17 protein-coding genes are annotated in these 26705 nt (G+C 71.0%); 8 read left to right on the top strand and 9 right to left on the bottom strand.

Annotated elements, in window-relative coordinates; genetic code table 11:
* Window positions 1–506 precede the first annotated feature (506 nt).
* Window positions 507–1715, bottom strand: a complete 1209-nt coding sequence (locus ACF08W_RS19505; protein ID WP_392279958.1) for an MFS transporter — start codon at window positions 1713–1715, stop codon at window positions 507–509.
* A gap of 59 nt (window positions 1716–1774) precedes the next feature.
* Here ACF08W_RS19505 and ACF08W_RS19500 point away from each other — a divergent pair, with 59 nt between their 5' ends.
* Window positions 1775–2461, top strand: coding sequence for an FCD domain-containing protein (locus ACF08W_RS19500; protein WP_352274258.1), 687 nt, complete (start codon window positions 1775–1777; stop codon window positions 2459–2461).
* Between the two features lie 234 nt (window positions 2462–2695).
* Here ACF08W_RS19500 and ACF08W_RS19495 read toward each other — a convergent pair whose 3' ends face one another.
* From ACF08W_RS19495 to ACF08W_RS19480, 4 genes are all read right to left on the bottom strand, one after another.
* Window positions 2696–3415: an anti-sigma factor family protein gene (locus ACF08W_RS19495; RefSeq protein ID WP_385217786.1), complete on the bottom strand. Its 720-nt coding sequence runs from the start codon at window positions 3413–3415 to the stop codon at window positions 2696–2698.
* Entirely contained in the window at window positions 3412–3984 is a 573-nt protein-coding gene (locus tag ACF08W_RS19490; RefSeq protein ID WP_352274260.1) for a sigma-70 family RNA polymerase sigma factor, read from the bottom strand. Before ACF08W_RS19490 ends, ACF08W_RS19495 begins: the two co-directional genes overlap by 4 nt.
* Before the next feature lie 121 nt (window positions 3985–4105).
* On the bottom strand, window positions 4106–5104 hold the full coding sequence (locus tag ACF08W_RS19485) for a DUF1996 domain-containing protein (protein WP_385217783.1): 999 nt from the start codon (window positions 5102–5104) through the stop codon (window positions 4106–4108).
* An 87-nt stretch (window positions 5105–5191) separates the two neighbouring features.
* Window positions 5192–6157: a CHRD domain-containing protein gene (locus tag ACF08W_RS19480; RefSeq protein ID WP_392279957.1), complete on the bottom strand. Its 966-nt coding sequence runs from the start codon at window positions 6155–6157 to the stop codon at window positions 5192–5194.
* 203 nt (window positions 6158–6360) lie between these two features.
* Between ACF08W_RS19480 and ACF08W_RS19475 the strand changes: the two genes are divergently transcribed.
* The 3 genes from ACF08W_RS19475 (at window position 6361) to ACF08W_RS19465 (ending at window position 8014) form a co-directional block, all read left to right on the top strand.
* Complete coding sequence (locus ACF08W_RS19475) at window positions 6361–6831, top strand: hypothetical protein (protein ID WP_392279956.1); 471 nt, start codon at window positions 6361–6363, stop codon at window positions 6829–6831.
* A gap of 141 nt (window positions 6832–6972) precedes the next feature.
* A complete protein-coding gene (locus ACF08W_RS19470; protein ID WP_352274264.1) occupies window positions 6973–7308 on the top strand; it encodes a hypothetical protein in 336 nt (111 codons plus the stop codon).
* Between the two features lie 79 nt (window positions 7309–7387).
* A complete protein-coding gene (locus tag ACF08W_RS19465) occupies window positions 7388–8014 on the top strand; it encodes a hypothetical protein (protein ID WP_392279955.1) in 627 nt (208 codons plus the stop codon).
* Between the two features lie 181 nt (window positions 8015–8195).
* Here the strand turns inward: ACF08W_RS19465 and ACF08W_RS19460 are convergent, their stop codons facing one another.
* The 3 genes from ACF08W_RS19460 to ACF08W_RS19450 form a co-directional block, all read right to left on the bottom strand.
* Window positions 8196–12584: an FtsK/SpoIIIE domain-containing protein gene (locus ACF08W_RS19460; protein ID WP_392279954.1), complete on the bottom strand. Its 4389-nt coding sequence runs from the start codon at window positions 12582–12584 to the stop codon at window positions 8196–8198.
* A 102-nt stretch (window positions 12585–12686) separates the two neighbouring features.
* Complete coding sequence (locus ACF08W_RS19455) at window positions 12687–12983, bottom strand: hypothetical protein (RefSeq protein WP_382300325.1); 297 nt, start codon at window positions 12981–12983, stop codon at window positions 12687–12689.
* Window positions 12984–13081: 98 nt separating this feature from the next.
* Complete coding sequence (locus ACF08W_RS19450) at window positions 13082–19165, bottom strand: hypothetical protein (protein ID WP_392279953.1); 6084 nt, start codon at window positions 19163–19165, stop codon at window positions 13082–13084.
* Between the two features lie 158 nt (window positions 19166–19323).
* Between ACF08W_RS19450 and ACF08W_RS19445 the strand changes: the two genes are divergently transcribed.
* The gene (locus ACF08W_RS19445) at window positions 19324–20901 is read left to right on the top strand and encodes a hypothetical protein (RefSeq protein WP_392279952.1); all 1578 of its coding nucleotides are present in this window, start codon (window positions 19324–19326) and stop codon (window positions 20899–20901) included.
* 339 nt (window positions 20902–21240) lie between these two features.
* On the top strand, window positions 21241–22119 hold the full coding sequence (locus ACF08W_RS19440; protein ID WP_392279951.1) for an SCO0930 family lipoprotein: 879 nt from the start codon (window positions 21241–21243) through the stop codon (window positions 22117–22119).
* 276 nt (window positions 22120–22395) lie between these two features.
* On the opposite strand, the gene ACF08W_RS19435 is transcribed toward ACF08W_RS19440, so the two are convergent.
* Window positions 22396–22623, bottom strand: a complete 228-nt coding sequence (locus ACF08W_RS19435) for a hypothetical protein (protein ID WP_385217753.1) — start codon at window positions 22621–22623, stop codon at window positions 22396–22398.
* Between the two features lie 741 nt (window positions 22624–23364).
* On the opposite strand from ACF08W_RS19435, the gene ACF08W_RS19430 reads away from it, so the two are divergent.
* Entirely contained in the window at window positions 23365–25191 is a 1827-nt protein-coding gene (locus tag ACF08W_RS19430) for a glycoside hydrolase family 15 protein (protein ID WP_392279950.1), read from the top strand.
* Window positions 25188–26567, top strand: a complete 1380-nt coding sequence (locus ACF08W_RS19425; RefSeq protein ID WP_392279949.1) for a glucose-6-phosphate dehydrogenase — start codon at window positions 25188–25190, stop codon at window positions 26565–26567. Before ACF08W_RS19430 ends, ACF08W_RS19425 begins: the two co-directional genes overlap by 4 nt.
* The last annotated feature ends 138 nt before the right edge of the window (window positions 26568–26705 follow it).

Below are 26705 nucleotides of genomic sequence, written 5' to 3'. Positions count from 1 at the left end.
AACGCCGCTTTCCACAACGCAGCCCGTCGGCCAGTCCTTGCTTCTCTCCTCACGCGTGCGGCGCCGACCGGATCCGCGGCGGAGTACGCCCACGGCGGTGGACGGGGGCATCGTCCGACGACACCGCCGTCCACGGCCGGTACCGGCCGCTCGACCCGCCGTTCACGCGCTCGCGCGAAGGCCGCCGCCCCTGCCCCGGCCCCCGACGGACGGTGCGGCGCGCGGATGGCGGGGGAACGGCCCGGTATCCGCCTCGCGCGGCGGTGCCATGGGCCCGTCGCCCCGTCGCCCCGTCGGACCATGGCCGGATCCCGCCCGGATGAACAGGGCGGATTCCGAAGGAGAGACATGAAGGCTGCACGGTTCCACGGCAAGGAAGACCTCCGTATCCCCGCGAGTTCCCGGCGGCGCCCGGCGCCCGCCGCGCGACCCGGGCGGGTAGGAGCGGGACGACGACGCAGGCGGAGAGGGCGGGGCGGCTCACCGCCGGCTCCGTGCCGGGACGGTCAGTGCCGCTGGGCGGTAAGAGCCATTCCCACGGCAAGTTGCGCGGCAGCCGTGACGAGCAGCGCTGCCATCGGCACGGTCCAGCCGCCGGAGGCGCTGCGCAGCAGGCCGATGGCGAAGGGGCCGGCGGCTGCGACCAGGTAGCCGAGGGACTGGGAGAGGCTGGAGAGCGCGGTGGTCTCGCCGGGGCTGGTCCCGCTGTTGCCGATCACGGCCAGTACCAGGGGGAAGGAGCACAGCCCGAACCCGATCAGCAGGGCCCAGGCGACGGGCAGGGCGAGCGGGGCCAGGAGGAGCCCGACGAGACCGGCGAGCATGGCGGCGGAGATCGCCGTGAAGGCACGTCGCAGCCGGTGCGGCGCGCGGGCGACGGCGAGCACCAGGAAGGTGGCCGGGATTCCGACGGCCTGTGTCACCGCGAGGATGCCGCCCGCGCCGCCGCTCGACATGCCCTGTTCGGACAGCATCGTGGGCAGCCAGCCGATGATGGCGTAGCAGTTCAGCGCCTGGAGTGCGAAGTACGCGGTGACCAGCGCTCCGAGCCGGGTGCGCGCCATCGCCCACGGCGACACGTACGTCCCGCGCCGGGCGTCCGAGGGGGCAGCGGACTGCGCCGCGGGTGGGCGGACGAACGCCCACACGAGCGTGGCGAGGAGCGCGGGCACGGCCCACGCGGCGAGCCCGAGGGACGGGGAGCCCACCCGGGCGGCCAGCGGTACGGCGACAGCCGCACCCAGGGTCGAGCCGAGCGCCATCACCGTGGTGTAGACGCTGGTGAGGAGCGTGACCCGGGCGGGGAAGTGGGCGCGGAGCAGGGTGGGCAGCAGGACGTTGCACAGGGCGAGGCCGGACATGCCGAGGACGGTGCCGGTGAGCAGCGCCCAGGTGGTGTGGATGCCCCGCAGGGCGAGCCCGGCCGTGAGGGCCGCGAGCGCGAGCAGAACGGTCCGCTCGGTCCCGAGCCGGCCGGCGATGCGGCCGGTGAAGAACCCCGCCGCCGCGAAACTCAGGGTGGGCAGGGCGGGCAGGGCGGCGGCAGCCGCCGAACCGAATCCGAGATCGGTCCGCAGGGCTTCGAGCAGGGCGGAGGCGCTGCTGATGCCGAGGCGGAGATTGAGCGCGATGAGGACCACGCCGATTCCCGCGAGCCAGGCAGCGCGGGTGCGGCCGAGAAGCCTGCCGGAGGCGAGGACGGCGGTAGCAGTCATAGGTCGAACGTAAAACGTCTAACGTTTGGTGGTCAAATCATCGGTTGTATGATGCGGGCATGAGTCTGGATCCAGTACGTCGCCCCACACTGGCCGCCGAAGTACTCAGCACGTTCCGTCGGCAGATCACCGACGGCGCCTGGCCCGTGGGCACCCGGATCCCGCCGGAGCCGGAGCTGATGCGCCAGCTCGGAGTCGCCCGCGGAACCGTCCGCGAAGCCATCCGCGCGCTTGCCCACGCCGGTCTCCTGGAAGTCCGCCAGGGCGATGGCACCTACGTACGGGCGGTCAACGAGCTCTCCGGCGCCGTCCGGCGCCTCTACGCCGACCGCGCCTCCACCGAACTCCTCGACGTCCGCGCCGCCCTCGAAGCCAAAGCCGCCCACCTCGCCGCCACCCACGCCACCGACGAAGACCTCGCGGCCATGGGCCTCGCACTGGAACGCCGCGCACAGGCCTGGGCCGCCCGGGACTTCGACGGCTGGGTCGGCGCCGACTGGGAATTCCACACCCGCGTCGCAGACGCTTCGGGCAACGCGCTGCTCGCCGAGCTGTACCGCAGCCTCACCGAACCGCTCCGCGCGTCGATGTCCGGCTTCTGGGAGCGGCCCGGGTTCAACGGCGCCGACCCCGCCGGACACGAGGACCTCCTGGCCGCCCTGCGCGGCAAGGACCCCACCGAAGCGGCACGCCAGGCCGACACCAACATCGACGCCACCGCCGAATGGCACCGCGGCACAAGGTGATGTGCGACCACCACTTGGCCCTGGCGCGCACTGCCCTGTGAGGTGGCCGACCCGCCAGGATCCACCCGGCGGCGGACGACCGCTGCCGTCCTCCGCACTTCCACCACAGACCCGGGCAGGCGGGTGACGCGCGCCGCCCTCGCACACGTCATGGCGCGTCCGCAGGCACGCCGATGCGCCCCGGTTACGTCCGCGGCGCGGCAAGGGCATGCGCTGTGCGGGCCCGGCGCGTACTCAGATCCTGACCTGTACGTACTCCTTGCCCTTGTCGTTCTCGACCACGACCTTCTCGACGTCGTCCATGGGGACGGCTGCCGAGCCGTCGAGGTTCGCGCCCTTCTCCTTGTCGGCGACCAGCCAGCTGCCGGCGATCTCGCGCTTGCCGCCCTTCGCCACCACCACGATGCGGCAGCGCTCTCCCGCCGGGATGCCGGTGACCGAGGCATTGAGGCGGATCCAGTCGACCGCAGGGGTCACCTTCAGGCGCATCTCACTGCCGGTCCTGGTGTTGTGGCCCTCGACGACCCTCACGCTCCCCGGGGGCGTGGCCGGTGCGGTGGCCGTGACCGAGGGGGCCGGCGGGTGGGCCTCCAGGGCGCGGCCGGCGCCCGTGTTCTGCCCGATCAGTATGCCGCCACCGAGCACGGCGCCCGCCGCGACCGCCGCGACCGCGCCCAGGGCAGCTCTTCGCCGCAGCGTCTGCCCGGCACGTTCGCTGCGGGCCTGCCTCAGCGTGCGTTGAAGCAGCAGGTCACCGCCTTCCGGGGGCCCGTCGAGGAACGCCTCCGGAGGCACTTCGCCGAGAGCGGACTCCATGTCCCTCAACTCGCCCAGTTCGTCACGGCACTTCTCGCACGACGCAACGTGTTCGTCGACGGTTCGCACCTCCCGCTCATCGAGCGCGCCGAGGACGTAGGCGCCGAGCAGTTCGCTGTCATGCTCCTTGATGCTCATACCGCCACCCCCTTCAACGCCACGAGATCCACTGCCTTCGGTCTGTCCGCGTACATGTCCCGCAGGGCCTTCAACGCATAGTGTGACCGGGACTTGACCGTCCCGGGTGGTATCCCGAGCCTGTTCGCCGCCTCGGCGACGCTCCTGCCCTGGAAGTAGATTTCCATGAGTACGTCCCGGTGGTCCGGGGAGAGCCGGTCGAGCGCCTCCATGACGACCATCGAGTCGACCACGGCGTCCGCGTGGTCCTGCTCGACGGGCTGGGTGGTCACCGACTCGGCGACTTCCGGGGGGCGCGCGGCCTTGGCCCGGTACCGGTCCGTGACGATGTTGCGGGCCACGGTGAGCAGCCAGCCACGTACCGAGCCCTTGCCGTTGACCAGCGCGTCCGGGTGCTTCCAGGCCCGGATCAGGGTTTCCTGGACCACGTCCTCGGCGGCGCTGCGATCGCCGGTCAGACGTTGCGCGTACGCGAGCAGGGCTCTGCCGTGTTCCTCGTAGAGGGACCGGATCAGTGCCTCGTCACCGGTGTCCTGTCTCTGCCGGCTGCGGGACCACAATGCCGCCATCCATCTTCTCCGTCCTCTCCTGGGCCGATGCGCTGAACACGGACGGCGGGCCGGGCCGGTTCAATCCCCAGTGCGTGTGAGCTGAATCACAGGCTGGCCGGGGTTCTGCGAGGGGCCCTGGTCACCCCGCCTTGCACTGCCGGTCCTCGTTGATGCAGTGCACCAGCTCCGCCATGCGGTCCCCGGTCATCACGTTCACGAACATCGCGTGGTCGGTGATCGGATCGCGTAGCTGCTCCGGAAAGGAGTCGACGGCGAACGGTGTGCCCTCCGGGAGCTCATAGGTGAGGGTGACGCGCAGTTGCGGCACGGGGAACGTGGCCCGCGGGCAGGTGCCGTCGGCGGCGGGGAACTGCGCGTGCGCGCGGTGGTCGGGGCTGTCGGTGGCGAGGCCGTTCCAGCAGCTCGGGAAGTCCAGGGTGCGGGTCGGTCCGCTGCCCTGCGGGCAGCGCACGTAGTTGCGGGTGAACCGGTCCGGGTAGCCGGAACAGCCCCACTGGGCGCGGACGTTCGCACTCTCCGTGGTGGCCGCGACCGGGTCGCCCGTCATCAGCCGCAGGAAGCGGGGCATGCCGACGACCGAGCTGACCGTATTGCCGCGGAACTCCACCCGCACCGAGGAGGCCGTGACGGCCTCACCGGTGTTGCCGTGGGCGCCTACGCCGGCCTTGTGGGCCTCGCCGGTGCGGTCCAGGCGGCGCAGCACCGGCCAGTAGTACGTGGACCGGTCGCCGCCCGCACAGGTGGTCCCGGCGGCGGCCAGAGTCCGGTCGGTGGACAAGGCATTGGTGGAGAGATTGCCGACGTAGTCGTGGGTGTGGTGGGCGCCGTTCACGACGCCCGGGGAGGTCACGACGTTGTCCATGTTGTAGTGGCCCTGTTCGTTGCGGCCGCAGTCGACGGTGTACGAGCCGGTGGACGCGTCGGGTCCGGTCGTGGGCGCCCGTGTCGGCGCGACGGTCCCGAGGTCCACGTACTTCTCGTCGGCGGGTGCGCCGGACACCGTGGCGGCCCTGTCGGCGCCGAACGTCATGAGGGCCAGGATCACGGTCAGCCCGAGCGTCACGGGCAGTATCCCCCAGTAGAGAAGGGAGTTGGGGAAGGGCAGCTTGATCCGCACGGAGGCAGGGTGTCACCAGGGGCCGGGGCAATCAAGATTGCTCACAAGCCACCCGCGAAACCTCCGTCAGCCTCTTGTCGGTCAACGTCAGCGGAACAACTGCCCTCGTACGGCGCCGTCGGGGAACTCCCGGGTGTGCACGTTCGAGTAGAAGGTGGTCGGGCTCCCCTTGAGACGTGCGATCAGCTCGGCGTCGGGGGTGCTGACGCTGCCGGAGATCGCGAAGATGTTTTTCGGTACGGGAGTGACGAACAACGGGAGACGTACGTCGCCGTTCTCCCCGAGCACGCCTTCGTGGATGTGTCCGGCCAACGGCGCCCCGATGTTCACCCAGGCCATGGAGTAGTCGACGCGGTCCGGCCTCGGGTGCAGGAACGTGGTGCTGTGCCCGTCCGGGTCGCCCGCCTTCCCGGCGTCGTCTGCCGGGATCTCCTGGCCGCCGTCCGCGAGCGCGCGCAACTTGCCGCCCCTGATGATGCTGAGCGGGTTCACCGGCCTCTCCAAGAGCCGGAGCTGTCCGCGCACCGCGCCGCCGGGGGGCTCCTCGGAGTGCAGGTCGACGGAGAAGCCGCCGGGGTCGGTGCGCAGCCGCCGGGCGAGCGCGGCGGAGGGGACCGAGGTCTGCCCGGCGGCGGAATTGACCGAGGCGGGCATGGCCGTGCCGAACAGCTCGGCCTTCACTCCGCCCTCGCTGCCGGCCTGGCCCTGGTGGAGATGGCCACGTGTCGGCCTGCCGATGCCGTTCCAGGTGAGGGCGAAGGTGACGCGGTCGCCCTTGACCTTGATGAGCACGACGGCCTTGCCGTCCTGGGCGCCCTCGGTGGACCCGTCCTTCTTCCGCGCTGCCAGGTCGCCGGTGAGCCGGGCGATCAGGGAGACGGCCGGTGCCCGCGCCGCTTCGGCGGCGGCCGTCGAGACCCGGGCATCATCGGATCCCCCGGGGCCGGGGCCGGGGCCGGGGCCGTTCTCGGCCGACGCCGGGGCCGTACCGGCGAAACCGGTGAGACCGGCGAGGAGCACGGCGACGCCCGCCGCGACAGTGAGCCTGCGCATGTCTTTCGTCCTTCCGGGAGTTGGGCTTCCAGGGCCCTTCGCGTCGACCAACGGACGCACGGACCGAACGGTTCAACGCCGTCCGCGATCCGGGGCGTCGGCAGACGGGACGGCGCTCGCTGAACCCGTACGGCGGCCGGCACGTGTGGGCCGCGGGGAACTCACCCCGCCGCTTTTCACGACGTACGAGAGAGGTCATCACCATGCGCGCACGCAAGGCTCTGTTCGCGATCCCGCTGGTCCTGGGACTTGTCGCCTGCGGTATCGGGAGCGACGGCGACACCGGCGCGGACAGGAAACCGGTCAAGGCGGCGCCCGGCACCGAGGTCACCGTGGCGGACGTCGGGCTCGGCTCCATCCTGGTCGACGGCCAGGGCCGCACCCTGTACGCCTTCACCAAGGACAAGGAGGCCACCAGCAACTGCGACGCGGAGTGCATCGCCGTGTGGCCCGCGCTGACCAGCCCTTCCCCTGCCGACGCGGGCAAGGGCGTCAAGAAGTCGCTGCTGCGCGAGGCGAAGCAGTCGGGGGGTGCCGTGCACGTCACGTACGGGGACTGGCCGCTGTACTACTACGTCGGCGACATGGTGCCCGGGGACGTCAACGGGCAGGGCCTCGACGGCGAGTGGTTCGCCGTATCGCCCGACGGGAAACTCGTCCGCGAGTCCGCGTGACCGTCTCCGGGGGCCGGTCCCGTACCGCTCCGACTCCCGCATGCCCCTGATCCGGCGGGTCGTTGAACCGTCCCGTGTCCACGGCCGTTCCTGGAGCGGGGCGGGACGCGCCCGCCGCACGACGCGTACGAGGGAGGAGCCTTGGCCGAGATCGAGATGCCGGGAGACGAGGTGCAACGTCTCGGTGAGCTGCTGGGCCGGGTGGTGGATCTCATCGACACCCGGCCGTCGGGCTACAACCCCGAGGACGTCGGCCCGCCACTGGTGCGCCCCGGCACGAACTTCGACGAAGCGTGGAAGGACGGGCGCGTGCAGGTCAAGCGGAACAGCAAGGATCTCAAGGACGGCTGCGATGCCATCGTGAAGGCCTTCGCCGAATTCGACACCAACATGGGCTCTTCGCTCAAGGAGAGCGGCAGCCAGGGCGGTGGCGGCGACGCGACACCCGCCAGGGGTGCCGCCCGGCCGTCGTCCTAGGACGACGGCCGCATCGCTTCCCCCTGTCCGCCCGGCCCGGCACGGGCCCGGCCCGGAACGAACTGAGGAGAACGGTCCCATGACCGCTGGTTCGCACACCTTCGGGATCGCCATCCCGGAGAACTGGACGGAGTACGACCTGCACGGCGACACGCTCGCCGAGCGCCGCGCCGAGATGCTGCGGCAGGCTCCGCAGAAGGAGACCCGGGACGCCATCAACCACACGTTCCGCACCGCGCGGCGCATCATGGAGGGCGCCCGCATGCGCGGCGCCGTCTATGCGGCGGGCACCACCGCCATGTACGAGGACGGCCTGCTGATGGCCGGGCTCATGGTGTTCAGCGTGAATCCGCCGCCCGGTGAGGACTTCTCCGCCAAGGGCATCGCCGAACAGTTCTCGGCCGCCGGGGGCCGCCGACGCGAGGGCACCACCCGGACCCTCACGACGGCGACGCTGCCGGGTGTCGGTCCGGTCGGCCGGATGACCGGCATCGAGGAGACGGAGATCGCCGACGGCATCTCGTACAAGATGGTGGTGACGCACACGTTCGTGCCGGTTCCCTGTGGTGAGCGGGTCCTGATCATCACCTGCTTCAGTCCGAACATTCCGCTCGCCGAGCCGCTGTGCGACCTCTTCGACGCCATCACCTCGACGTTCGCCTTCGGTGAGGAGGCGCCGGTGGCCGCCGGCGCGGCGGCCACCTGACCGACGCCGGCCCCGCACAGGGCCTGGCCGTTCCCGGGGGAACGGCCAGGCCCTCTTCTTCGTGCGTGCCGAAGGCCGGAAGGCCCCCGCTCCCCCCCCCGGCCGCCGGGGGGGGGAGCGGAGGCCTTCCGGCCTTGCTCTGTGGTGCGGTGCGACGTGGTGGGGTACGCCGTACTGCCGGTCAGTCCACCGTCGTCGCGGGCACGCGGACCGTGGTGAAGCGGCCGTCGCCGAGCTGTAGATGAGCGCGGCCGGGTTCGCTGTCCTGGCCCATCAGGCCGCGTGGCAGACGCGCGCCGACGAGTTCGCCGTCGCTCATCAGGCGTGGCGCGAGCAGGGCGCCGCAGCGGTTGCGGCGTACGGCGGCCTGCCAGCCGCCGATGCCACCGAGCAACGCCTCGTTGTTGCCGGCCACGATCAGGCCCCAGCCGTCCCCGGCGCTGCCGCGGGCGAGCGCGACGAAGTCGGTGTCGAGCTCGGAGTTGATCATCATTTCCGCGTCGTCGACGAGGATGGCTCCGGCGGGGCTGTCCACCTTGCCGAGTGCGGCGCGGAAGTCCGCGACCGCGACGTCCGCGTCGGTGAAGACCTGCACGACGCCGGGCTGTCCGGCGAGGCCGCGCAGCGGTGAATTGCGCGGCGCGATTATCACGATCTTCGTGCCGGAATCGGTCAGCGACTTCGCCATGGTGAGCAGCACAGTGCTGCGGCCCGACCTCGGCGGGCCGGCGACCACGAAGGACGGCACCTGTGACAAGTCGGTTCCGATGGCGGCGAGTTCGTCGCCGCCGACGCCGATCATCGCCCACAACGGGGAGACGCGGCGCGGCTTGCGGGCGAGGGCGTCCGCGAAGTCCAGCTCGTCGGGCAGGATGTCCACGCGGAACGGCCTGCGCCCGGCGGGCACGTCGGCGTCCCGTTCCCCGACCCGTTCGGCGAGTGCGTCGAGTGCCTGGGCCTGACCCGCGCCGGTGGCGTCGGCGCCGTGGGTGCCGGGGATCAACGCGACCTGGGCGCTGTTGATGTCCTTGGCGAGGACACCGCGGCCGGCCGGGAGGTCCTCCGGGACACTGCGGGCGTTGAGGCCCACCATGGAGTAGTCGGAGCGGTCGTTGAGGCGCAGGACCAGCTTGTCCTCGGTGGAGGCGGAGAACCGGCTCTGGCCGAGGATGCGGTCGCCGGACAGGAGCAGGTGCACGCCGACGCTCGCGCCCTCGCGCATCAGAAGGGTCATGGCGTCCATCAGGCTGCCCTGGTCGTAGTTGGCGAAGTCCCGCTCGAAGGCCTCGAACCGGTCGACGAGCAGCAGGATGTGCGGGGGCCGCTCCGCCTCGGGCAGGGCGCGGCGCAGCTCGGTGAGGTCGGCGACGCCCCGTCTGCCGAGGAGTTCACGGCGCCGCCCGACCTCGGCGACCAGGCGGTTCAGGAGGCGGGCCACCCGCTCGACCTGGCCCCGGTCCACCACGGCACCGCAGTGCGGCAGTCCGCTGAGGGCCTGGAGGGCTCCGTTGCCGCAGTCGAGTCCGTACAGGTGGACGTCGGCGCAGCCGTGCGCGCCGACGAGAGCGGCGGCGAGGGTGCGCAGCGTCTGGGACCGGCCGCTGCGCGGCGAGCCGACGATGTACAGATGCCCCATCTCATCGGGGTCGAAAGCCAGTTGCCGCTGGGCCTGTTCGGTGGGTACGTCCACGAGGCCGTACGCCACCGGGACGAGCCGGCCGTCCTCGGCCGCCTCTGGAGGCGCGGGCAGGTCGGCGAGCGTGAGGATGTCGGGCAGCGGGGGCAGCCAGGGGCGGCGGGCGGCCGGCACGGAGAGATGGGTGGCCGCGTCGCGTACCGCGCCGACCAGGGCCGACAGGTCGGTGACCGGCTGGAAGGTGTCCTCCTGGGCGTCCGGCCTGGGTATCGGGGCGCCGAGGGCCTCCCAGTGGAGTTCGGTGAGCACCGGCGCCGGGCGGTTCTCGACCGTGTCCGAGGCGTCGAGGCGCCGGCCGCCGATCCGGCCGGTCTGGAACGGCAGCAGCGCCGCGTGGCCGAGCCTGGCGTGGGCGCGGCCAGGGGTGCGGGGCGAGAGCTGCCCGGAGTCGGGGGCGTCGATGATGTCGCGGCTCTCGCTGGTGTCGGTGGTGCGCAGCGCGATCCGCAGGTTGGTGTTGGCGCGGATGTCGGCGGTGACCGCGCCGGAGGGCCGCTGGGTGGCGAGGATCAGGTGGATGCCGAGTGAGCGGCCCCGCTGGGCGATGTTGACGAGTCCGGAGACGAAGTCGGGGAGTTCCCGCACCATCGAAGCGAACTCGTCGATGACGAGGACGAGCCGGGCCATGGGGGCGAGTTCGGGGCGGCGGGTGCGCTTTTCGGTGTAGTCGTCGATGTCCTTGGCACCGGCCTCGGCGAGTATGTGTTCGCGTCGCTTGAGTTCGGCGCCGAGGGAGACCAGGGCCCGGCCCACGAGGTGGGTGTCCAGGTCGGTGACCATGCCGACGGTGTGCGGCAGGTCCTCGCACTCGGCGAAGGCGCTGCCGCCCTTGTAGTCGACGAGGACGAAGTTCAGCTCGTCCGGCCGGTTGGCGACGGCGAGGCTCGCCACCAGGGACTGGAGCAGTTCGGACTTGCCGGATCCGGTGGTGCCCGCGATCAGGCCGTGCGGCCCGTCGGCGGCCAGGTCGATGGCGAACGGACCGTCCACGCCCTCGCCGATCACGGCGCGGGTGCTGCGGGCGGCGATCACCCAGCGTGCGGCCACGGCGTCGGGGGTGGGCGGTTCGAGGCCGAGTACGTCGAGGAGCCGGGCGGAGGCGGGCAGCAGGTTCTCGTCGGCGTCGTCGCCCACGTCGCGGATCGGCGCGAGTGCGCGGGCCACGCCCACGCACCAGGAGCGGTTCGGCGCATCCGCGCGGACCTCGTCGACGGGGTCCGCGTTGTCCTGCTCGGCACGCAGCCACTTCGGCCCGGCCACGGCCACGGCGCGGCACTCCTCGGGCAGGAGCCGGGCCTCGTCGTCCACGCACAGCGCGTACACGCCGACGGCCGGCCCGTCACGGAGGATCTGGATGACGCCGGGCAGGGAGCGCAGTCTGCGGGCACCGTCGAGGACGACCAGGACGTCGGGTTCGCCCACGGCTCCGCCGCGCGGCGCCCGGTCGCCGGCCGCCTGCCGGGCGGCGATCACGGTGGTGAGTTCGGCGATGCGGCGGCCCACGGATTCGGCGCTCGCGCCGACCAGGGAGATGGTGTCCTCGCCGAGCGGCGCGCAGTGCGGCAGCCAGTGCACCCAGGACCAGCGGTCCGCGCCGCCCGTGCCGGACAGTACGCAGATCCGCAGGTCGGAGGGGCTGTGCAGGACGGCGGCCTGGGCGATCAGCCAGCGCACCAGCGGCTCGGCGGTGTCGCCTCCGGCAACGCCCATGACGCCGCAGGCACGCAGCGGCACGGTCACGGGTACGGCGTGCGTGGTGCGGTCGACCCTGCGGCGGTGTTCCGGCTCGGCGGGGTCCTGAAGCTCCACGTAGGCCGGGCGGTCGGCGACACCGAGCCGCATCAGCAGGAAGTCGTCATCGCGCCAGCGGCGCTCCCACAGCCGCTGCCGCGGGCCGGTGGCGATCAGGAGGGCCGACGCCGGGTCCGGGGCGGCGAGGCGCCGGGCGTGCTGTTCGGCGAGCACCGCCTCGTCCACGTCCTGTTCCAGGACGGCCTTCTTCTCCTCGTACTCCTTGAGCTGATCCTCGTAGCTCTCCTTGCCGCGGCGCTTGTTGGAGAACTGGGAGACGAGGGCGACGACCGGGGAGAGGACGCCGAAGATCAGGAACCTGGGGTTGTTGAAGAGGACGAACGAGACACTGGCCATCATCAACGGCGCGAAGATCAGCATGAGCTGAAGCCTGTTGCGGGTGGGTTTGCCGGGCGGTACGGGGAGCTGGAAGCGATTGTTGACCGGCGGGGGCAGCAGCCGGGGCGGCCGGTTGTAGTCCAGTCCCACGCCGTCGTCGGAGGGCTGGAGGGCGGCGTCGGGCACGGACGGCGCGGCCAGTTCGAGCAGGGCCGGGCCGACGGTGAGTACGCCGCCGAGCGGCCAGTCCGTCCAGTCCCGCGCCTCGGTCCCGTCCCGTGTGACGCCGTCCTGGTCGACGGAGCATACGGTCGCGGTGGAGTCGGCGTGCACCTTCAGGCGCGCCGCGGTCTTCGCGAGCCCTTCGGCGCGGAGCTGGATGCGGCAGGACGCGGCGGAGCCGATTTCGTAGTCGCCGGGCGACAGCCGGAACACCAGCCCGGCGTCGGCGCCGCCGATGCCGCGCAGTTCCACGACGCCGTCCGGCTCCGGGCCCGCCTCGGGTGCGGGGGCGTCCAGGGACAGCAGGCTGCCGGAGCGCAGGGCGGCAGCGGCCATCGGCTGGTCGGGGGCCAGCGGGGTGGCCCCGTGGTACAGGACGGGCGGTGTGTCCGGGGTGCCGCCGCGCAGCCGCCGGTGCAGTTGCTCGGCGAGCTCGCCGGCGGGGGCCTCGGGGTCGGCCTCGATCATGATGTCCGCGGTCTGACCCTGCTCCGGGTCGACGGCGGTGACGGTCAGACGCATCGTCAGTGCTCCTTGGGCACGGGGGTCACCAGAGGTTGCCGGGGGTGCGGGGAGGCCGGCCGGGCCGGAGAGGGGACCGGCCCGGCCGGCCTCCGGGCGGGGTCACTTGCGGAGACTGGAACCCATCTCGGAGTCGAACTGGGTCATGCCCTCTCCGTACTTCTTGATGTACTCGGAGATGCCCGTGAGGCCCTCGGTGACCTTGCCGTAGTTGTCCGTGTACTCCTGCACGAAGGGCTGGAAGTCGTTCCTCGCCGACGGAGTGTTGTAGCCGTCGGCGGTGAGCGCGTCCAGGTCGGACTTGATCTTGTTGAGCTGGGCGACCGCGATCTCGTACTCGTTCATGGTCTGGGTGGCGGCGGCGTTGGTCTTCTCGTCGTTGACGATGTAATCGGCCATGGGAATATCTCCTTATTCCAAGTCGGTGGTGCGGACGGTTGTTTCATGGACCGTTTCGTGGACCCGCGCCCTACACACGAGGGGGGCGGCAGATCGGTTCAGACCTTGATGGGGGCTTCTTCCGGTGGATTCGCCAATTCGGTGTCCTGGTTGGAGTTGACGGCGCCGATGGTTTTCGTGGGAATCGAGGAGAGAGGCACCTCGGGGCCCTTGGTCTTGAATCCGTGGTCGTTCTCGACCTTCTTTCCGGCCAGCGAATTGCCCACGCCGTAGCCGAGTTTGATGCCCGCGTTCTCCAGGGTGGTCTGCGCGTCGGCGCCCTTGGCGCCCACCTCGTAGCCGACACTGACGGCCTGGCCGACGGCACCCTTGAGGATGCTGGTGAGGGCCTCGTAGCCGTATTCATGCAGTTCGGTGACGGAGGTGGGGCCGCCCGCGTAGGCGTGGTAGTCGTGGATCGGGGTGTGCTGCTCGTTGAAGGAGCCGTTCGCGTCGACCTCGGTGAGGGTCTTGCCGTTGGCGTCCTTCACCTGCACGGAGCCGTTGTTGTTGACCTTGACGTCGAACGTGACCGGGTTGCCGTTGTTGTCGGTCGTGGTGACGGTGCCCTCCGCACCGTCCTTGGTGACGGTGAACGTGGTGTTCTCGCCGCCCGCGGTGTTGCTGAACGAGGTGCTGCCGTCCGGGTTCTGCGTGATGGTGACGTTGCCCGCCTGGCCGGTGGTGGTGGCGGCGCCGTTGGCGAACGTGGTGGTGGCACCGCCCCCGTGGGGGGTGACGACGGGCGCCGTGCCCGGGCCGCCGGTGACGGTGGTGTTGTTGCTGAAGGTGACCTGCGGGGGCCCGACGGGCCCCTCCTGTCCTGCTCCGGGTTGCGCCGCAGGAACCACCCCGGGGCCGGTGAGGCTGCCGTCCGGACCGACGGTGACCGTGTCGCCCGGCTGGGTGCTGCCGGGTACGGAGACGTCGAAGGTGCCGTCGCCGTTGGCCTTCACGTCGAACGGGCCGCCGTGGACGGTGGAGACGCCCTTGCCGCCGACCGGGATGTCCGCGGAGGGACCGCCGCCGGTGCCGCCGACGGTGAAGGTCTCGGGGCCCGGCGCGGGGTCACGGTTGAAGGGGTTGTGCGGTCCGTCCAGGATGTCGGACTTCTGGCCCGGCGTACCAGCGTTCTCCACCTCGCCGGGGCTCTTGCCGAAGGTGGTGTTGTTGGTGTCCACGCTGGTGTTTCCGCCGAAGAAGCCGTCGTGGTGCACGACGGGGCCGCCCCCGGGCGTGGGCACGGTGATGCCGCTGTTGCCGTCGCCGGTGACGGTGCTGATGGGGGTCTCGCCGGGGTTGTTGCCGATGGGGTTGCCCGCCGTGTCGATGGGAAGGTTGGTGACCGGGTCGACGTGGGTGCCGGAGGGGCCGAGGCCGGTGACGCCGCCGGGCGCGAAGGTGCCGGTGGCCGGTCCGTACGTGACGGAGAACTCACCGTCGGGTCCGCCCGCGTTCGGGCCGTGCACGACGGTGCTGCCGGGCTCATGCACCGGGTCGGCACCGTGCGTGGTGATCGTGGGTCCGTTCGGGCCGTTGGACAGGGTGTTCTGGCCACCGGTCATCTCCGGTGAGCCGAACAGGCCCCAGCCCTCCTGCTGCGGGGTGTTCACCGTCACCTGGGTATGGGTGCCGGTGATGACGGCGCCGCTCGGCGAGTTGTTGACCGTGGCCTGGCCGTTGTTGTCGATGGTGTGGCTGACGCCGGAGTCGTGGTGGACGGTGGTGGTGGCCGGGCCGTTGCCGTCGTTGCCGATGGTGGTCGTGAACCCGTCGCTGATGAAGGTGGTGGTCTGTCCGTCCGACGAGATGGTGGCGCCGTTGTTGTTGGTGATCGTGCTGGGGGCCGGTGCGGGCACCGGCCCGCCGCCCGGGGCGTTCGGGGGTGGGGGCGGCACCTTCGCCTCGGCCCCGTCGGGGGTCTGTGCGGTGATCGTGCCGTCGGCGCCCGAGTTGACGGTCGTGGGGGGACCGCCGGGTGTCTGGCTGTGCGTGAAGGTGACGTCGCCGCCCGGGTTGACCGTGGTGTTGACGCCCTGGGTGTTGACGTCGTTGGTGCCGACATCGGCCCTCGCACCGGCGGCTGAGGTGTCGGTGAAGGTGGCCACGGAGTTGTTGCCGGCGTCGGTGTTGGCGGTGATGGTGATCGGGCCGTTGGTGACGGTGCCGGTGTTGTCCACGCTGAAGTTGCCGTTGTTGTCGGCGACGATGGTGCCGTTCGCTCCGGTGGTGACGGTGCTGTTGGGGCCTGCCGGGGCATTGTTGCTGATGGTGCCGTCGTTGTTGATCGTGCTGTTCGCCGTGTTGTTGCCGTTGATGTCTGTCCGGGCACCGTTCCCCGTCAGGGTGGTGGTGCTGCCGCCGGAGGTGGTGACCTGTGTCGGGTTGCCACCGTCGGCCGGTTTGACGGTGACCGAGGCGGGCCCGCCCTGCGGTCCGACCGTGGTCGGGCCGTTCACGCCCGTGCTCACCGACGTACCGTTCTGACTCACGGTCGTGACACCGGCCGGGCTCTGGCCGGCCTGGACCGGGTTGATGGTGCCCACGCTGCCGCTGATTCCGTTCGGGCCGTGACTTGCCTGGATCGGGCCATGGCTGACGGTCGTGGTGCCGTTGTTGCCGACCGTGACCGTGGTGTTGTCCGGACCGCCCGTGTTGACCGTCTGGCTGCCGGCTCCCGCGGGCGCGGACTTGGTGACGGTGCCGTCCTGGTGGACGCTGGTGGTGCTGCCGTCGGCGGTGGTGACCTGGGCGGGGTCGCCGCCCGAGGGCGGTTTGACGGTGACCGAGGCGGGCCCGCCCTCCGGTCCGACCGTGGTCGGGCCGTTCACGCCCGTGCTCACCGACGTACCGTTCTGACTCACGGTCGTGACACCGTTCGGACCCTGGCTGACCTGGACCGGGTTGGCGGTGCCCACGCTGCCGCTGATTCCGTTCGGGCCGTGACTCGCCTGGATCGGGCCATGGCTGATGGTCGTGGTGCCGCTGTTGTCGACGGTCACGGTGGCGCCGTTCGGGCCGTGGACGGTGACCGAGTGGCCGCCGCCGTTGTCCACGGAGACGGTGGTGTTGCCCGCGTTCACCGGATTTCCGGGGGTCGGCTGCGGCACGGCCGGCGGGACCGGGTTGCCCTGCGCGTCGTTGGCGGTGATGGTGCCGTCGGCAGTGACGTGGATCTCCTGGTCGCCGTGGGCGATGCTCGCCGATCCGTCGTTGTTGACCGTGGTCGAGCCGCCGATGGTGACGCCGTCCGCGCCGTGGCTGATCCCGTCGACGTGGAACTTGCCGTTGGGGTTGATGGTGAACGTCGTGCCGTCCGGGGAGCTGAACTTGATGTCGAGCGGCGAGAAGTCGACCTTGCCGCCGGGGCCCGTGGCCGTACCGCCGCCGTTGCCGTCCGTGGTGATCCCGTTGACGGTGACGCCGCCGTTCGGGCCTGCCGAGACCTGTGGCTGGCCGCCGGGCGGGGTCACGTCGAGGCCGCCGCCGGGCTTGATGGTGACGGCGGTTCCGTCGGGGCCGTTGAAGGTGACCGGGACTATGTCGCTCGGGCCCACGGCGATGTCCCCGTTCGGGTTGACCGTGACCGGCGGCTGGGCGCCGGAGGGGTTCAGGTCGAACTGCCCCTGCGGGTTGACGGTGATCGTTCCGCCCTCGGGCGTGCTGAACTTGATGTCGATGGGCGAGAACTCGACGTTCCCCCCGCCGCCGGTGGCCGTACCGCCGCCACCGCCGTCGGTCTTGATGTTGCCGGCGGTGATGGAGCCGTCCGGGCCGACCGAGACTTGTGGCTGGCCGCCCGGCGGGGTGACGTCGAGAGAGTTGCCCAGACCGTTGAACTGCACTGTGTCGGGGGTGGGGCCGCCGGTGGTCACCGTGAACCCCGTGTTGTCGAGTGTGGTGGCGGGGCCGCCCGGCGTGGTGATGGTGGCGCCGCCTCCCGGGGGGATGCTGGTGTTCACGTTGGTGTCGGTGAAGGTGACCGGGCCGCCCGCGTTGGCCGGGGGCAGATTGACGTTCTGGCCGCCGCCGTCGCCGTTGACGACGCTCACGTTGCCGTTGCTGCCGACGTGGGCCTGCGTGCCGTCCGGCAGGGCGAATCCGCCCCCGGGGATCCCCGTGTTGCCGTTGAGCGTGGTGTTGCCGAAGTTGATGGCGACGTTGCCGTCGGCGGGGTTGTGGGTCGCCACCGGCTGGCCCGTCGGGGGGCCGTTGAAGACCGAGTTGACGCCGTTCGTGTTGTCCGTGGTGAGCCCGCCACCGCCCACCGTCGTGGAGCCGCCGTTGTCGGTCAGGGTGAGCCCGTTCGGGGTGGAGACCGTGTTGTTGTTCACGGTGAACTCCGGTGTGGGACCGCCGTCGCCGGGAGAGCTGAACGTCGTGACGCCGCCCGGCCCCTTGGAGACCTCGCCGAACGGTCCCGAGGTCGTGAAGCCACCGTTCGGGCCCAGCTCCGTGGAGAGTGCGGGCTTCTCCGACTGCGCGGGCGCGAACTCGCCGCCGAGCCCGCCGGTGATCTTCTCCTTCGTGGTCGGGCCCTGGATCGGGGTGTCGATCGTCGTCGTAATGCCGTTCGAGGTGATGACGTCGCCGTCCGGGCTCTTGATGGTGTTCGTGCCGTCCGCGGTCGTCGAGGTGAACCCGTCGGGTGTCGTGGTGGTCGTAGACGTCTGGGGCGGCGCGACTGCGAAGGGCAGGTCATCGGGGGCCTGGTCGGCCTTGGGACCGGGCGGGGTGATCTTCGTCTCGGTCTTTGCGCCGTCCGGGGTCGTGACCTTCGTCTTGACCTCGCCCGTGGTGGGGTCCGACTTGGTCGTGCCGTTGATGCCGTGGAAGCCGGTCTTCTGCGCGCCCTTGGTTTCGGAGAACAGGACGTTGGTGGGTTTGAACTTGCCGTCGACGACACCGAGGCTGTTCACGGAGAACGCCTTGTCGATGTTGCTCTTGAACTTGCCCTTGGTGGTGAAGGCGTCCTTGATGCTGGTGGCGAACTTCGTCCCGCCGAACAGCGTGAAGGCACCGGCCGTGGCGGCGCCGAGCGCGGCGCCCGTGGCGGCCGAGGCCGCGTCGAACTTCTTCCCGTCGACCAGCGCCGTGATTCCGCTCGCCAGGAAGCCGAGGGAGAACTCGGTGGTCACGTCGATCGCGAACTTGGCGCCGAGGGCCAGGCCGGGGGACGTCTTGAGGCCCACAAGGCCCTTGGCCAGCGGGTCGATGATCTTGCGGACGAACGTCGAGTTCTTCAGCGCAGCCGATACCGCCCCCGAAGCCGTCCCGACGCCCTTGCCCACCTTGGCCAGGAAGGGCGCGAACTTCGCCAGCTTGCCCGCCGCCCCGACGATCTTCCCGAGCCCGCCGAGCAGCACACCACCGGGTACGAGGGTGAGCAGGCCGATGATGATCTCACCGGCGTCGATCTTGCCCTGCGACACCATCCGGATCACCGACACGGCGAACAGGATCGCGCCCAGGATGAGACCCACGACCGGGAAGAACACGGCGACGATGCCGATGATGACACCGGCGATGATCTCCACCAGCGGGTTGTCCGCGAGGAAGTCACCGAACTGCTTCACGAAGTCCCGTGCGGGGATGGCCTGTTCCGCGGCCTCGTCGAGGATGATCGTGGCCTTGTCGGATCCGTCCTCGCGCATCCGCCGCGCCGCGCGGCCGAGCTCTTCGGCGGCCGACAGCGCCTCCTTCGCGGCGTTCACCTCGCCTTGCTGCGTCTGGTGGGTCTCGGCCTGCTCCGGGGTGGCGTCCGCCGCGAGGGCCGGGACCTCCGTCTTCGCGGTGGCCGCGACCTCCTGGCCCTGGTCGATGGCCCGGTCCAGCAGGTCCTGGGCGTCGGTCAGGGTGTTCGCGTACTCGTCGTAGGCACCCGCGGCGGTACGGAAGGAGTCCCTGGTCTTCTCCAGGAGCCCCGGCAGATCCTTGGTGATGCGCGTCTTCAGGGCGTCCATCGCCTGGCCCTTGCCGCGGCGCAGCGCCCCGTCGTCGCGCAGCAGGTCGACCGCCTCGCCCGCTCCGTCGCCCAGCTCCAGATAGGTCCTGGCCAGTATTCTGATCACCTCCGGGTTCCCGGGGGTCGGGTCCTCCCCGAACCCGAGCACCTCCCAGCCCGTGGTGTGCCGACGCGCCATTTCCAACTCCTCACGGCTACAAGCCTGTTCGGCACCTCCTAACGGGACCGTCGACGTTTCGGTTCAGCTCGTTGAACCGACCCGGGGTTCCGCGCGTGTGACGGCCGACGCATCAGCAGTGCGCGTCACCAGGCCCCGTACGGAGGAGGACGAGAAAGATGCGCGACGCCCCGAGGACGACGAACGAAGCGCGGCGGCCGGCGCCGTGGCGCACGACGGCACGGGTGACGGCGGTGTGCGGCCTGGCGGCCGCCACCTGGCTGGCGCTGCCCGCACCGGCGCAGGCGCTGGGTTCCATACGGGCTCTGGACTCCGCACCGCCACTGGCGGCTGTGCGGATGCAGTCTCCCCGGGCGCTGCGGGCCGACGAGGTGACGAAGTACTACGTGGTCAAGTCCGCGCAGGAGAACGGAGGCGAGCAGGAGACGCTGTTCGGGATCGCCCAGCGCACCCTCGGCGACGGCGACCGGTTCGAGGAGATCCTGGTCCTCAACAGCGGGCGCCAGCTGCCGGACGGTTCGGCCTTCGTGAGCCCCGACCAGCTGACCCCGGGCTTCCCGCTGATCCTGCCGGAGGATGCGGACGGGCCCGGCGTGGAGTTCGGTGTCCTGCCCGAGGAGAACGCCGACGCGGCGAAGCCCCCCGCACGGAGTGCCTCCCCCGCGCCCCGCGCCGCGGCTGGCCGGGGCTCTGGGCAGTTCGCCGGGCTCGGCGACCGGCTCGGGTCGCCGTGGCTGATCGGGGGTGTCGCCGGCGCCGCCGTACTCACCGTGGTGATCGTCGCGCGGCGTCCGATCGGCCGGGCCGTACGGGCCACCGGCTCCGGGACCGTCCGGGTCGCCCGGGTGCTGCGGCCGCGACTGCCGCGCCGCCTGGCGCTCGCGCTGCGGCGGCGTCGGCGGGGCGCGCTCGCGCGGCGGCTCGCGGCGGACATCCGTACGCCGGTAATGGTGCGGCAGGCCATGCGCGAACTGATCCCCGCCGACGCGGCGGAGGCGGAGCGTCCGGTACGGGTCTACAGCGTCCTCGCGGAACCCACGAAGCTGCTCGCGTCGGTGTCGGGGGCGCGCACGGCGCCCGCCCCGTGGACCGCGCTCGAACCGAATCGCTGGGAGCGCACCGGGCTGACCCCCGTCATCGAGGGCGATCCGACGGCTGACGTGACGCTGGCACTGCCGCACCTCGCCCGGATCGGGGTGAGCGAGCGGGGCGCGCAGGTCATGGTGGACCTCGGGCAGATCAACGGTGCGCTCAGCATCAGCGGTGATCTCGTCGTCGCGCAGGACACGGTGGCGGCCCTGGTCCGCGGTCTCCTCGAACTCCCGCGGCAGAGCACGGTGGTGGTTTCGGTGGACCCGAGCGCAAGCGCCTTGCCCGGCCTCAACGGCCTGGTTCGGGTCCGCTCGGTCACCGATGTGCAGGGCAAGGCGCCGGACGAGATCCTCAACTCGGCAGAGGAACTGGGCATCGGCCTGGTACGCGGCGCGGCCCGTACCGGCGAGGTCACGGGCTTCGTCGTCCTCCAGGACGCCCCGACGGCGGACGAGGCACGGGCCCTCGCAGGCCTTTCTTCACCGGAGGGCGGCAGCTGGACAGTCCTCACCGTCGGCGACATCCCCGGCGCGCACTGGCGGTGGTACGCGGAGAGCGACGGAAGCGTGGACCTGGGCGTGCTCGGCATCCAAGTGGTCGTTCCGACACAGACGTTGGTCGGGGCGGGCACGGGGCGAGTGTGACGCGCCCCGTACGACGGGGCGTGTGGCCGCGCGCGTACAGCCGGGCGCTTGGTGGTGGCACGCGAGCACATGTCCATAGAGGCGACCCGAGGAAAGAATTCCCCCGGCATTGAACCGTTCCGCAGCCGAAGCCGTGTTCACGCTGACCGGCCGGACGGGTTCCGGGTCCAGAAACTCCGCTCCGGCAGTCGGCCGGCCTCCTCCCCGGCTGCCGGAGCGGGCCTTCCAGGCGCGCATCGAGCAAATTGAAGGATGGCGGGAAGGCCGCAGGACAACCTGGGCAATCAGCTCAGCAATTCATTTCACGCATTCGTCGAGAGTTCCGAAAGAGGGATCCCCATGCGCAAATTCGCCTACGTCCCGGTCGCGATCACCCTTGCCGCGGTCCTGAGCACAGCCGCGTGCGGCGGCTCCCGGAGCACGGCGGCAACAACCGCTGGCTCCCCGGAGCTCTCCGCCTCGAAGGCCAGCGGGGCGCAGCCCGAGGAAGCAGGCCGCCTGAGCGTGTGGAAGAGCGCGAATCTGGGCTCGGTCGTGACGGACGGAGCCGGCTTCACCCTGTACCGCTTCGACGAGGACACGGCCTCGCCCTCCGCGTCCAACTGCGCGGGCGACTGTGCCGCCGCCTGGCCTCCGGTGCTCGCCGACAGTGCGAAGGCGGGCCGCGGCCTCGCCCCGTCGCTGCTGGGCTCGGTCGAACGCCCCGACGGCACCAGGCAGCTCACGCTTGCCGGCCAGCCGCTCTACCGCTACGCGCAGGACACACAGCCCCGGCAGACCCGCGGCCAGGGCGTCGGCGGCACATGGTTCGCGGCCGCACCCGACGGGTCGAAGGCGAAGCAGACGGCGAGCGCCCCGAAGGCACTTCCCGCGCTGTCGACGGTCGAGGACCAGGAACTCGGCGAGATCGTCCGCGACGGCAAGGGCCGCACGCTCTACCGCTTCACCAAGGACACGGCCTGGCCGATGAAGTCGAACTGTCAGGGCGACTGCCTCAAGCAGTGGAAGCCGGCCAAGCTCGTCGACAAGAAGAACATCAAGGGCATCGCCCCCAAGCTCCTCATCAAGTACACCCGCCCCGACGGCACCGAGCAGCTCACCATCGACTGCTGGCCGCTCTACTGGTACGCCGGTGACGAGCAGCCCGGAGAGACCAACGGGCAGGCGGTGAACGGCACGTGGTTCGCCGTGCGGGCGGACGGCAAGCTCGCCAAGTGACTGACCTCAGGCATGCGTCGACCGGCGTTGCGTTGTTTCCCGATCGCCGCCGCCCGCGGCGCCGCCATCCGCCAGCAACTCGTCGAACTGCCCGCACCCGTCGTCGCCCACGCGCTCGGCCACCACGACAAGACCACCAGCCACCTCCGGAACGAGACCGGAGGAAACTGGAGCCGATGCACCCCAGGGGGGAACGCAGGGTCACCAGCAGCCCGGTTCTCGTGTGGCCACGGCCAGATGGTGTGTAGCGCAGAGTGACGTTTGAGACCGCCGCCCTCACGCGTCGCCAGGCGTACGGGTCGGCGTCTGCCCGTACAGGACCTTCTCGGCAGCGACCTGTTCGTCCACCCACACCTTTCCCTGGCCGTGGCAGTCTTCGCACACCTCCCAGCGGAGGTCGGGCGTATCGGTGGCTTCGTCGAGCATGCCGTGCAGGACCTGAACGGAGCCGTCTCCGTCACACTCGTCGCACTGGAACTCGTACTCGCCCTCAACCAACTCCATGACGCGAACCCCCCTGACCAGGAACGGATATGAGAACTGTGATCCTATGCGCGAGGCTGCCCCGATCTACACGCCGCCTTGCCGGAGCCGTACGGGAACATGGCCCCGGAGTCGACCTGGCCCCCTGGGTCCGCCGCGTGATCCGGACGCTGGCCGGCCCGGACGACGACGAGGACGGGGCGGAGGGCTGACGACAGCAGGTACCGACCAGGGCACCGATGAGCCCATGCCAGTGCTTCGGCACACCTACGCCTCGATCAAGCCGGAAGCCGGCGGGTCCGTCGTGACCCTGTCCCGGCGGCTTGGGAGACTTTTCGTCGACGACTACTCTCGGTTACTGTTCTCGCATCACGCCGCTCCGTGAGGGCCGGCTCGCTCCCCGGATCGTCGAGACCGACGATCCCGGCACGTACGTCATGAGGTTGCCCGCCCGGCGGCGCTGAACCGCGTCGATGCGGCCATGCCCATCCCTCGGCCGCGCCGACAAGCCTTGAGTGTCCTTCGGGACGGCGCCGTGTCACGCGGTCGATTCACCCCGTGCGCTCCCCGGGCGATGTCCTGACGGACCAACTGCGTCAGGACGAGCCTGCCGCGCCGCTGGGCCGGCCCAGCGGCGGCCCAGGGTGGTCCCGCCGCTTCCGCCCGGTCACGGAGGACAGCGTGTTCGCGCGGCGCGCTGCCATGGGCCCGACCAGCCGATGCCGACTCGCCGCTCGACCCGCTCCGGGGCAGGCTGGAGGCATGCACGATCCCGACCCGTCGTTCCGCCCGGTTCGCCTCCTGGACGGATACCTGCCCCTGGAGGATCTCGGCCTGATCGGGGACGGCACCACCGCGGCACTCGTCGGCCTCAACGGTTCCATCCCGTGGATGTGCCTGCCCCGGTTCGACTCCGACCCCGTCTTCTGCGCGCTGCTGGACCACGCACGGGGCGGCCACTTCACCGTGGCACCGGAGAACCTGCGCGAAGCACGGCAACGGTACGAGCCCGACACCGGCGTGCTCCACACGGAACTGCGCAGCGACACGGGCCTGGTACGCGTCACGGACGCACTGGTCCTGCGCTCGGGAGCCGATCTGTCCGACGACGCACCGTCCAGCCGCGGGGAACTGGTCCGGTCGGTGACCGTACTGGAAGGAGCCGTACGCCTCGCGGTGGAGCTGGAACCACGCGGCGGCGCACAGGCCCACCACCTGTACAGCGGACTGGAGGTGCAACCCGCCCACCACACGTCCCCGCGCCTCCACCTCCGCTCCAACCGCCCCCTGAACGGCCTGCGGACCGTACACGACCTCGGGCAGGGAGACCGCCTCGACCTCGTGCTGTCCTGGGGACGCATTCACCGCCACCACCGCTTCGAGCCCGACGCGACGGTGCGCCAGACGGCCGATGCCTGGCGGCGGTGGATGCGGTCCTTCGACTACGCCGGCCCGCAGCACGCACTCGTCCGGCGCGCCGCGATCACACTGAAGATGTGCGACGACTGGGCGAACGGAGCGCTTGTCGCCGCCCCCACGTCCTCCCTGCCCGCGCCCGTCGGAGGAATCCGGAACTGGGACTACCGCTACGCCTGGATCCGGGACGCCGCATTCGCGGTCTTCGCACTGCGCCGCATCGGCTTCGGGGGCGAGGCCGAGGCATTCCTCGGCTGGGTCCTCGACGCGTTCGAACGCGGACGCCGGCCCCGCATCATGTACACCCTGAACGGCAACCAGGTGCCGGACGAGATCGAGGACCCCGGGCTGGAGGGCTACCGCGGCTCGGCCCCCGTCCGCTGGGGCAACGGAGCCGCCGACCAGCGACAGCACGACGTGTACGGCGAGATCCTGGACTGCGCCGACCAGTGGCTGCTCCGGGGCCGCGAGATCCATCCCGCGATGTGGTCGAGCCTGGCCGGCCTAGCCGACGCGGCCGGCCGCGCCTGGCGTCAACCGGACCAGGGCATCTGGGAGATCCGCAGCGACGGCCGCCCGTTCACCTACTCCGCCGGTCTGTGCCACGTGGCCCTGGACCGGGCGGCCCGGATCGCGGAGCGCTTCGCGCTGCCCGGCGACACCGGCCACTGGCGCGCCGAGGCGGATCGGCTGCGCTCCCTCATCCTGGAGCAGTCCTGGGATGAGAAGGCCCAGGCCCTCAGCGTGTACCTGGACGGCGGCGGCATCGTCGACGCGAGCCTGCTGAACCTGCCACTGCGCCACGTCGTACCGGTCGACCATCCCCGGATGGTGGCGACCACCCGGGCCGTCGCCGAACGCCTCTCCGCCGGCAACGGACTTCTCTACCGCTACCTGCACGACGAGCACCCCGACGGCCTCGCGGGCGACGAGGGCGCCTTCGTCCTGTGCTCCTTCTGGATGGTGGACAACCTGGTCGGGCAGGGCCGGCTCGACGAGGCCGAGGAGCTGTACACGTCGCTGTGCTCGCGGGCGAGCCCCCTGGGACTGCTGTCGGAACAGATGGACCCCACCACGGGAGTATTCATGGGCAACTTCCCCCAGGCGTTCAGCCACATCGGGATCATCGCCAGCGGAGTCAACCTCGAACGGGCGAAGGGTGCCTCCCGATGACCATTCGACGACTCGTCGTCCTCGGCGGAACGGGCGACCTCACGGGCCGCTACCTCCTGCCCGCGCTGGCCGCGCTGCACAAGGCGGGACGGATCGACGACCGGTTCGGCCTGGCGGCCGCCAGCCGGGAGGACTGGGACCGCGAACGGTACCGGGAATGGGCGGGCGACCAACTCGACAGGCACGGAGCCGGCGTCCCGGCCGACGCCCGAAGAGCCGTCGTCGCCTCGGCGGACTACCGCAGGGCCGACGTCACGAACTCTGCGGACGTGGCAGCGGTCGTCGCCGGGGACGACCCGGTAGCCGTCTACCTGGCCCTGCCCCCGGCTCTCTTCCCGGCGGCGGTGACAGCGCTGCACGAAGCGGGGCTGCCCCGGGGCAGCCGAATCGTCCTGGAGAAGCCCTTCGGTGAGGACCTCACCGACGCCCAGGCACTGAACCGGCTGCTCGCCGACCTCGTACCCGAGCGCGCCGTCTTCCGGGTCGACCACTTCCTGGCCATGACGACGGTTCAGAACGTCCTCGGCAGCAGACTCGCCAACCGGGTGCTCGAACCGATCTGGAACAGTACCCACATCGCCGAGATCGAGATCGTCTGGGACGAGACCCTCGCTCTGGAAGGAAGGGCCGGCTACTACGACCACGTGGGCGCGCTGAAGGACATGGTCCAGAACCACCTGCTGCAACTGCTCTGCCTGGTCGCCATGGAACCACCGCTCACGCTCGGCGAGAGGGATCTGCGCGACCGCAAGGTCGACGTGCTGCGGTCGGTGCGGCCGCTGACCGACCAGGACGTCGTGCGGCGCACACGCCGCGCCCGCTACTCGACCGGCAGGCTCGACGCCGAGGAAGTGCCCGCCTACACCGATGAGCACGGCGTCGACGCGCAGCGCCGGACCGAGACGTTCGCCGAGATCGAGCTGGAACTCGACAGCTGGCGCTGGGCGGGCACCCGGTTCCGCCTGCGGAGCGGCAAGGCCCTGGGCAGGGACCGCAAGGAGGTCGCGGTGCGCTTCCGGCCCGTTCCCCACCTGCCCTTCGGACAGGACCAGGAGGTCCGGCCCAATGTGCTGCGCTTCGGACTGGAGCCGGAGAATCTCAGCCTGGACATCACCGCGATCGGTTCGCGTGTCGAGACCCTCGCACCACTCTCCTTGACCGCACGCATGGACACCCCCGCTCTTCCGGCCTACGGCCACCTGCTGCTGGACGTCCTCAACGGGGACCCGGCCCTGTCGATCCGCGGCGACGAGGCCGAGGAGGCGTGGCGTGTCGTCGAGCCGGTCCTGTCCGCCTGGGAGAGGGACCTCGTGCCCCTGGAGGAATATCGGGCCGGCTCGGACGGGCCACCGCCGCGCGAAGCCGCCCCCCGGTAGCGGGACGGCTCCCTGGCGGCTCCCGGCCCGTCCGCCCTTCCCGGGCTGCGCGCACGGGGCCTTTCCGTGAAGCTGAAACCGACACCCGTGCGCGGCCGGCTCGACCGGTCCCTCACCCCACTGACCAACCGAGGAGGA

It is taken from the genome of Streptomyces sp. NPDC015144 (assembly GCF_043079735.1).
In the GTDB taxonomy this organism is placed as follows: domain Bacteria; phylum Actinomycetota; class Actinomycetes; order Streptomycetales; family Streptomycetaceae; genus Streptomyces.
The sequence above is the reverse complement of the archived record's forward strand: the minus strand, read 5'-3'. Positions and strand labels throughout refer to the sequence as shown.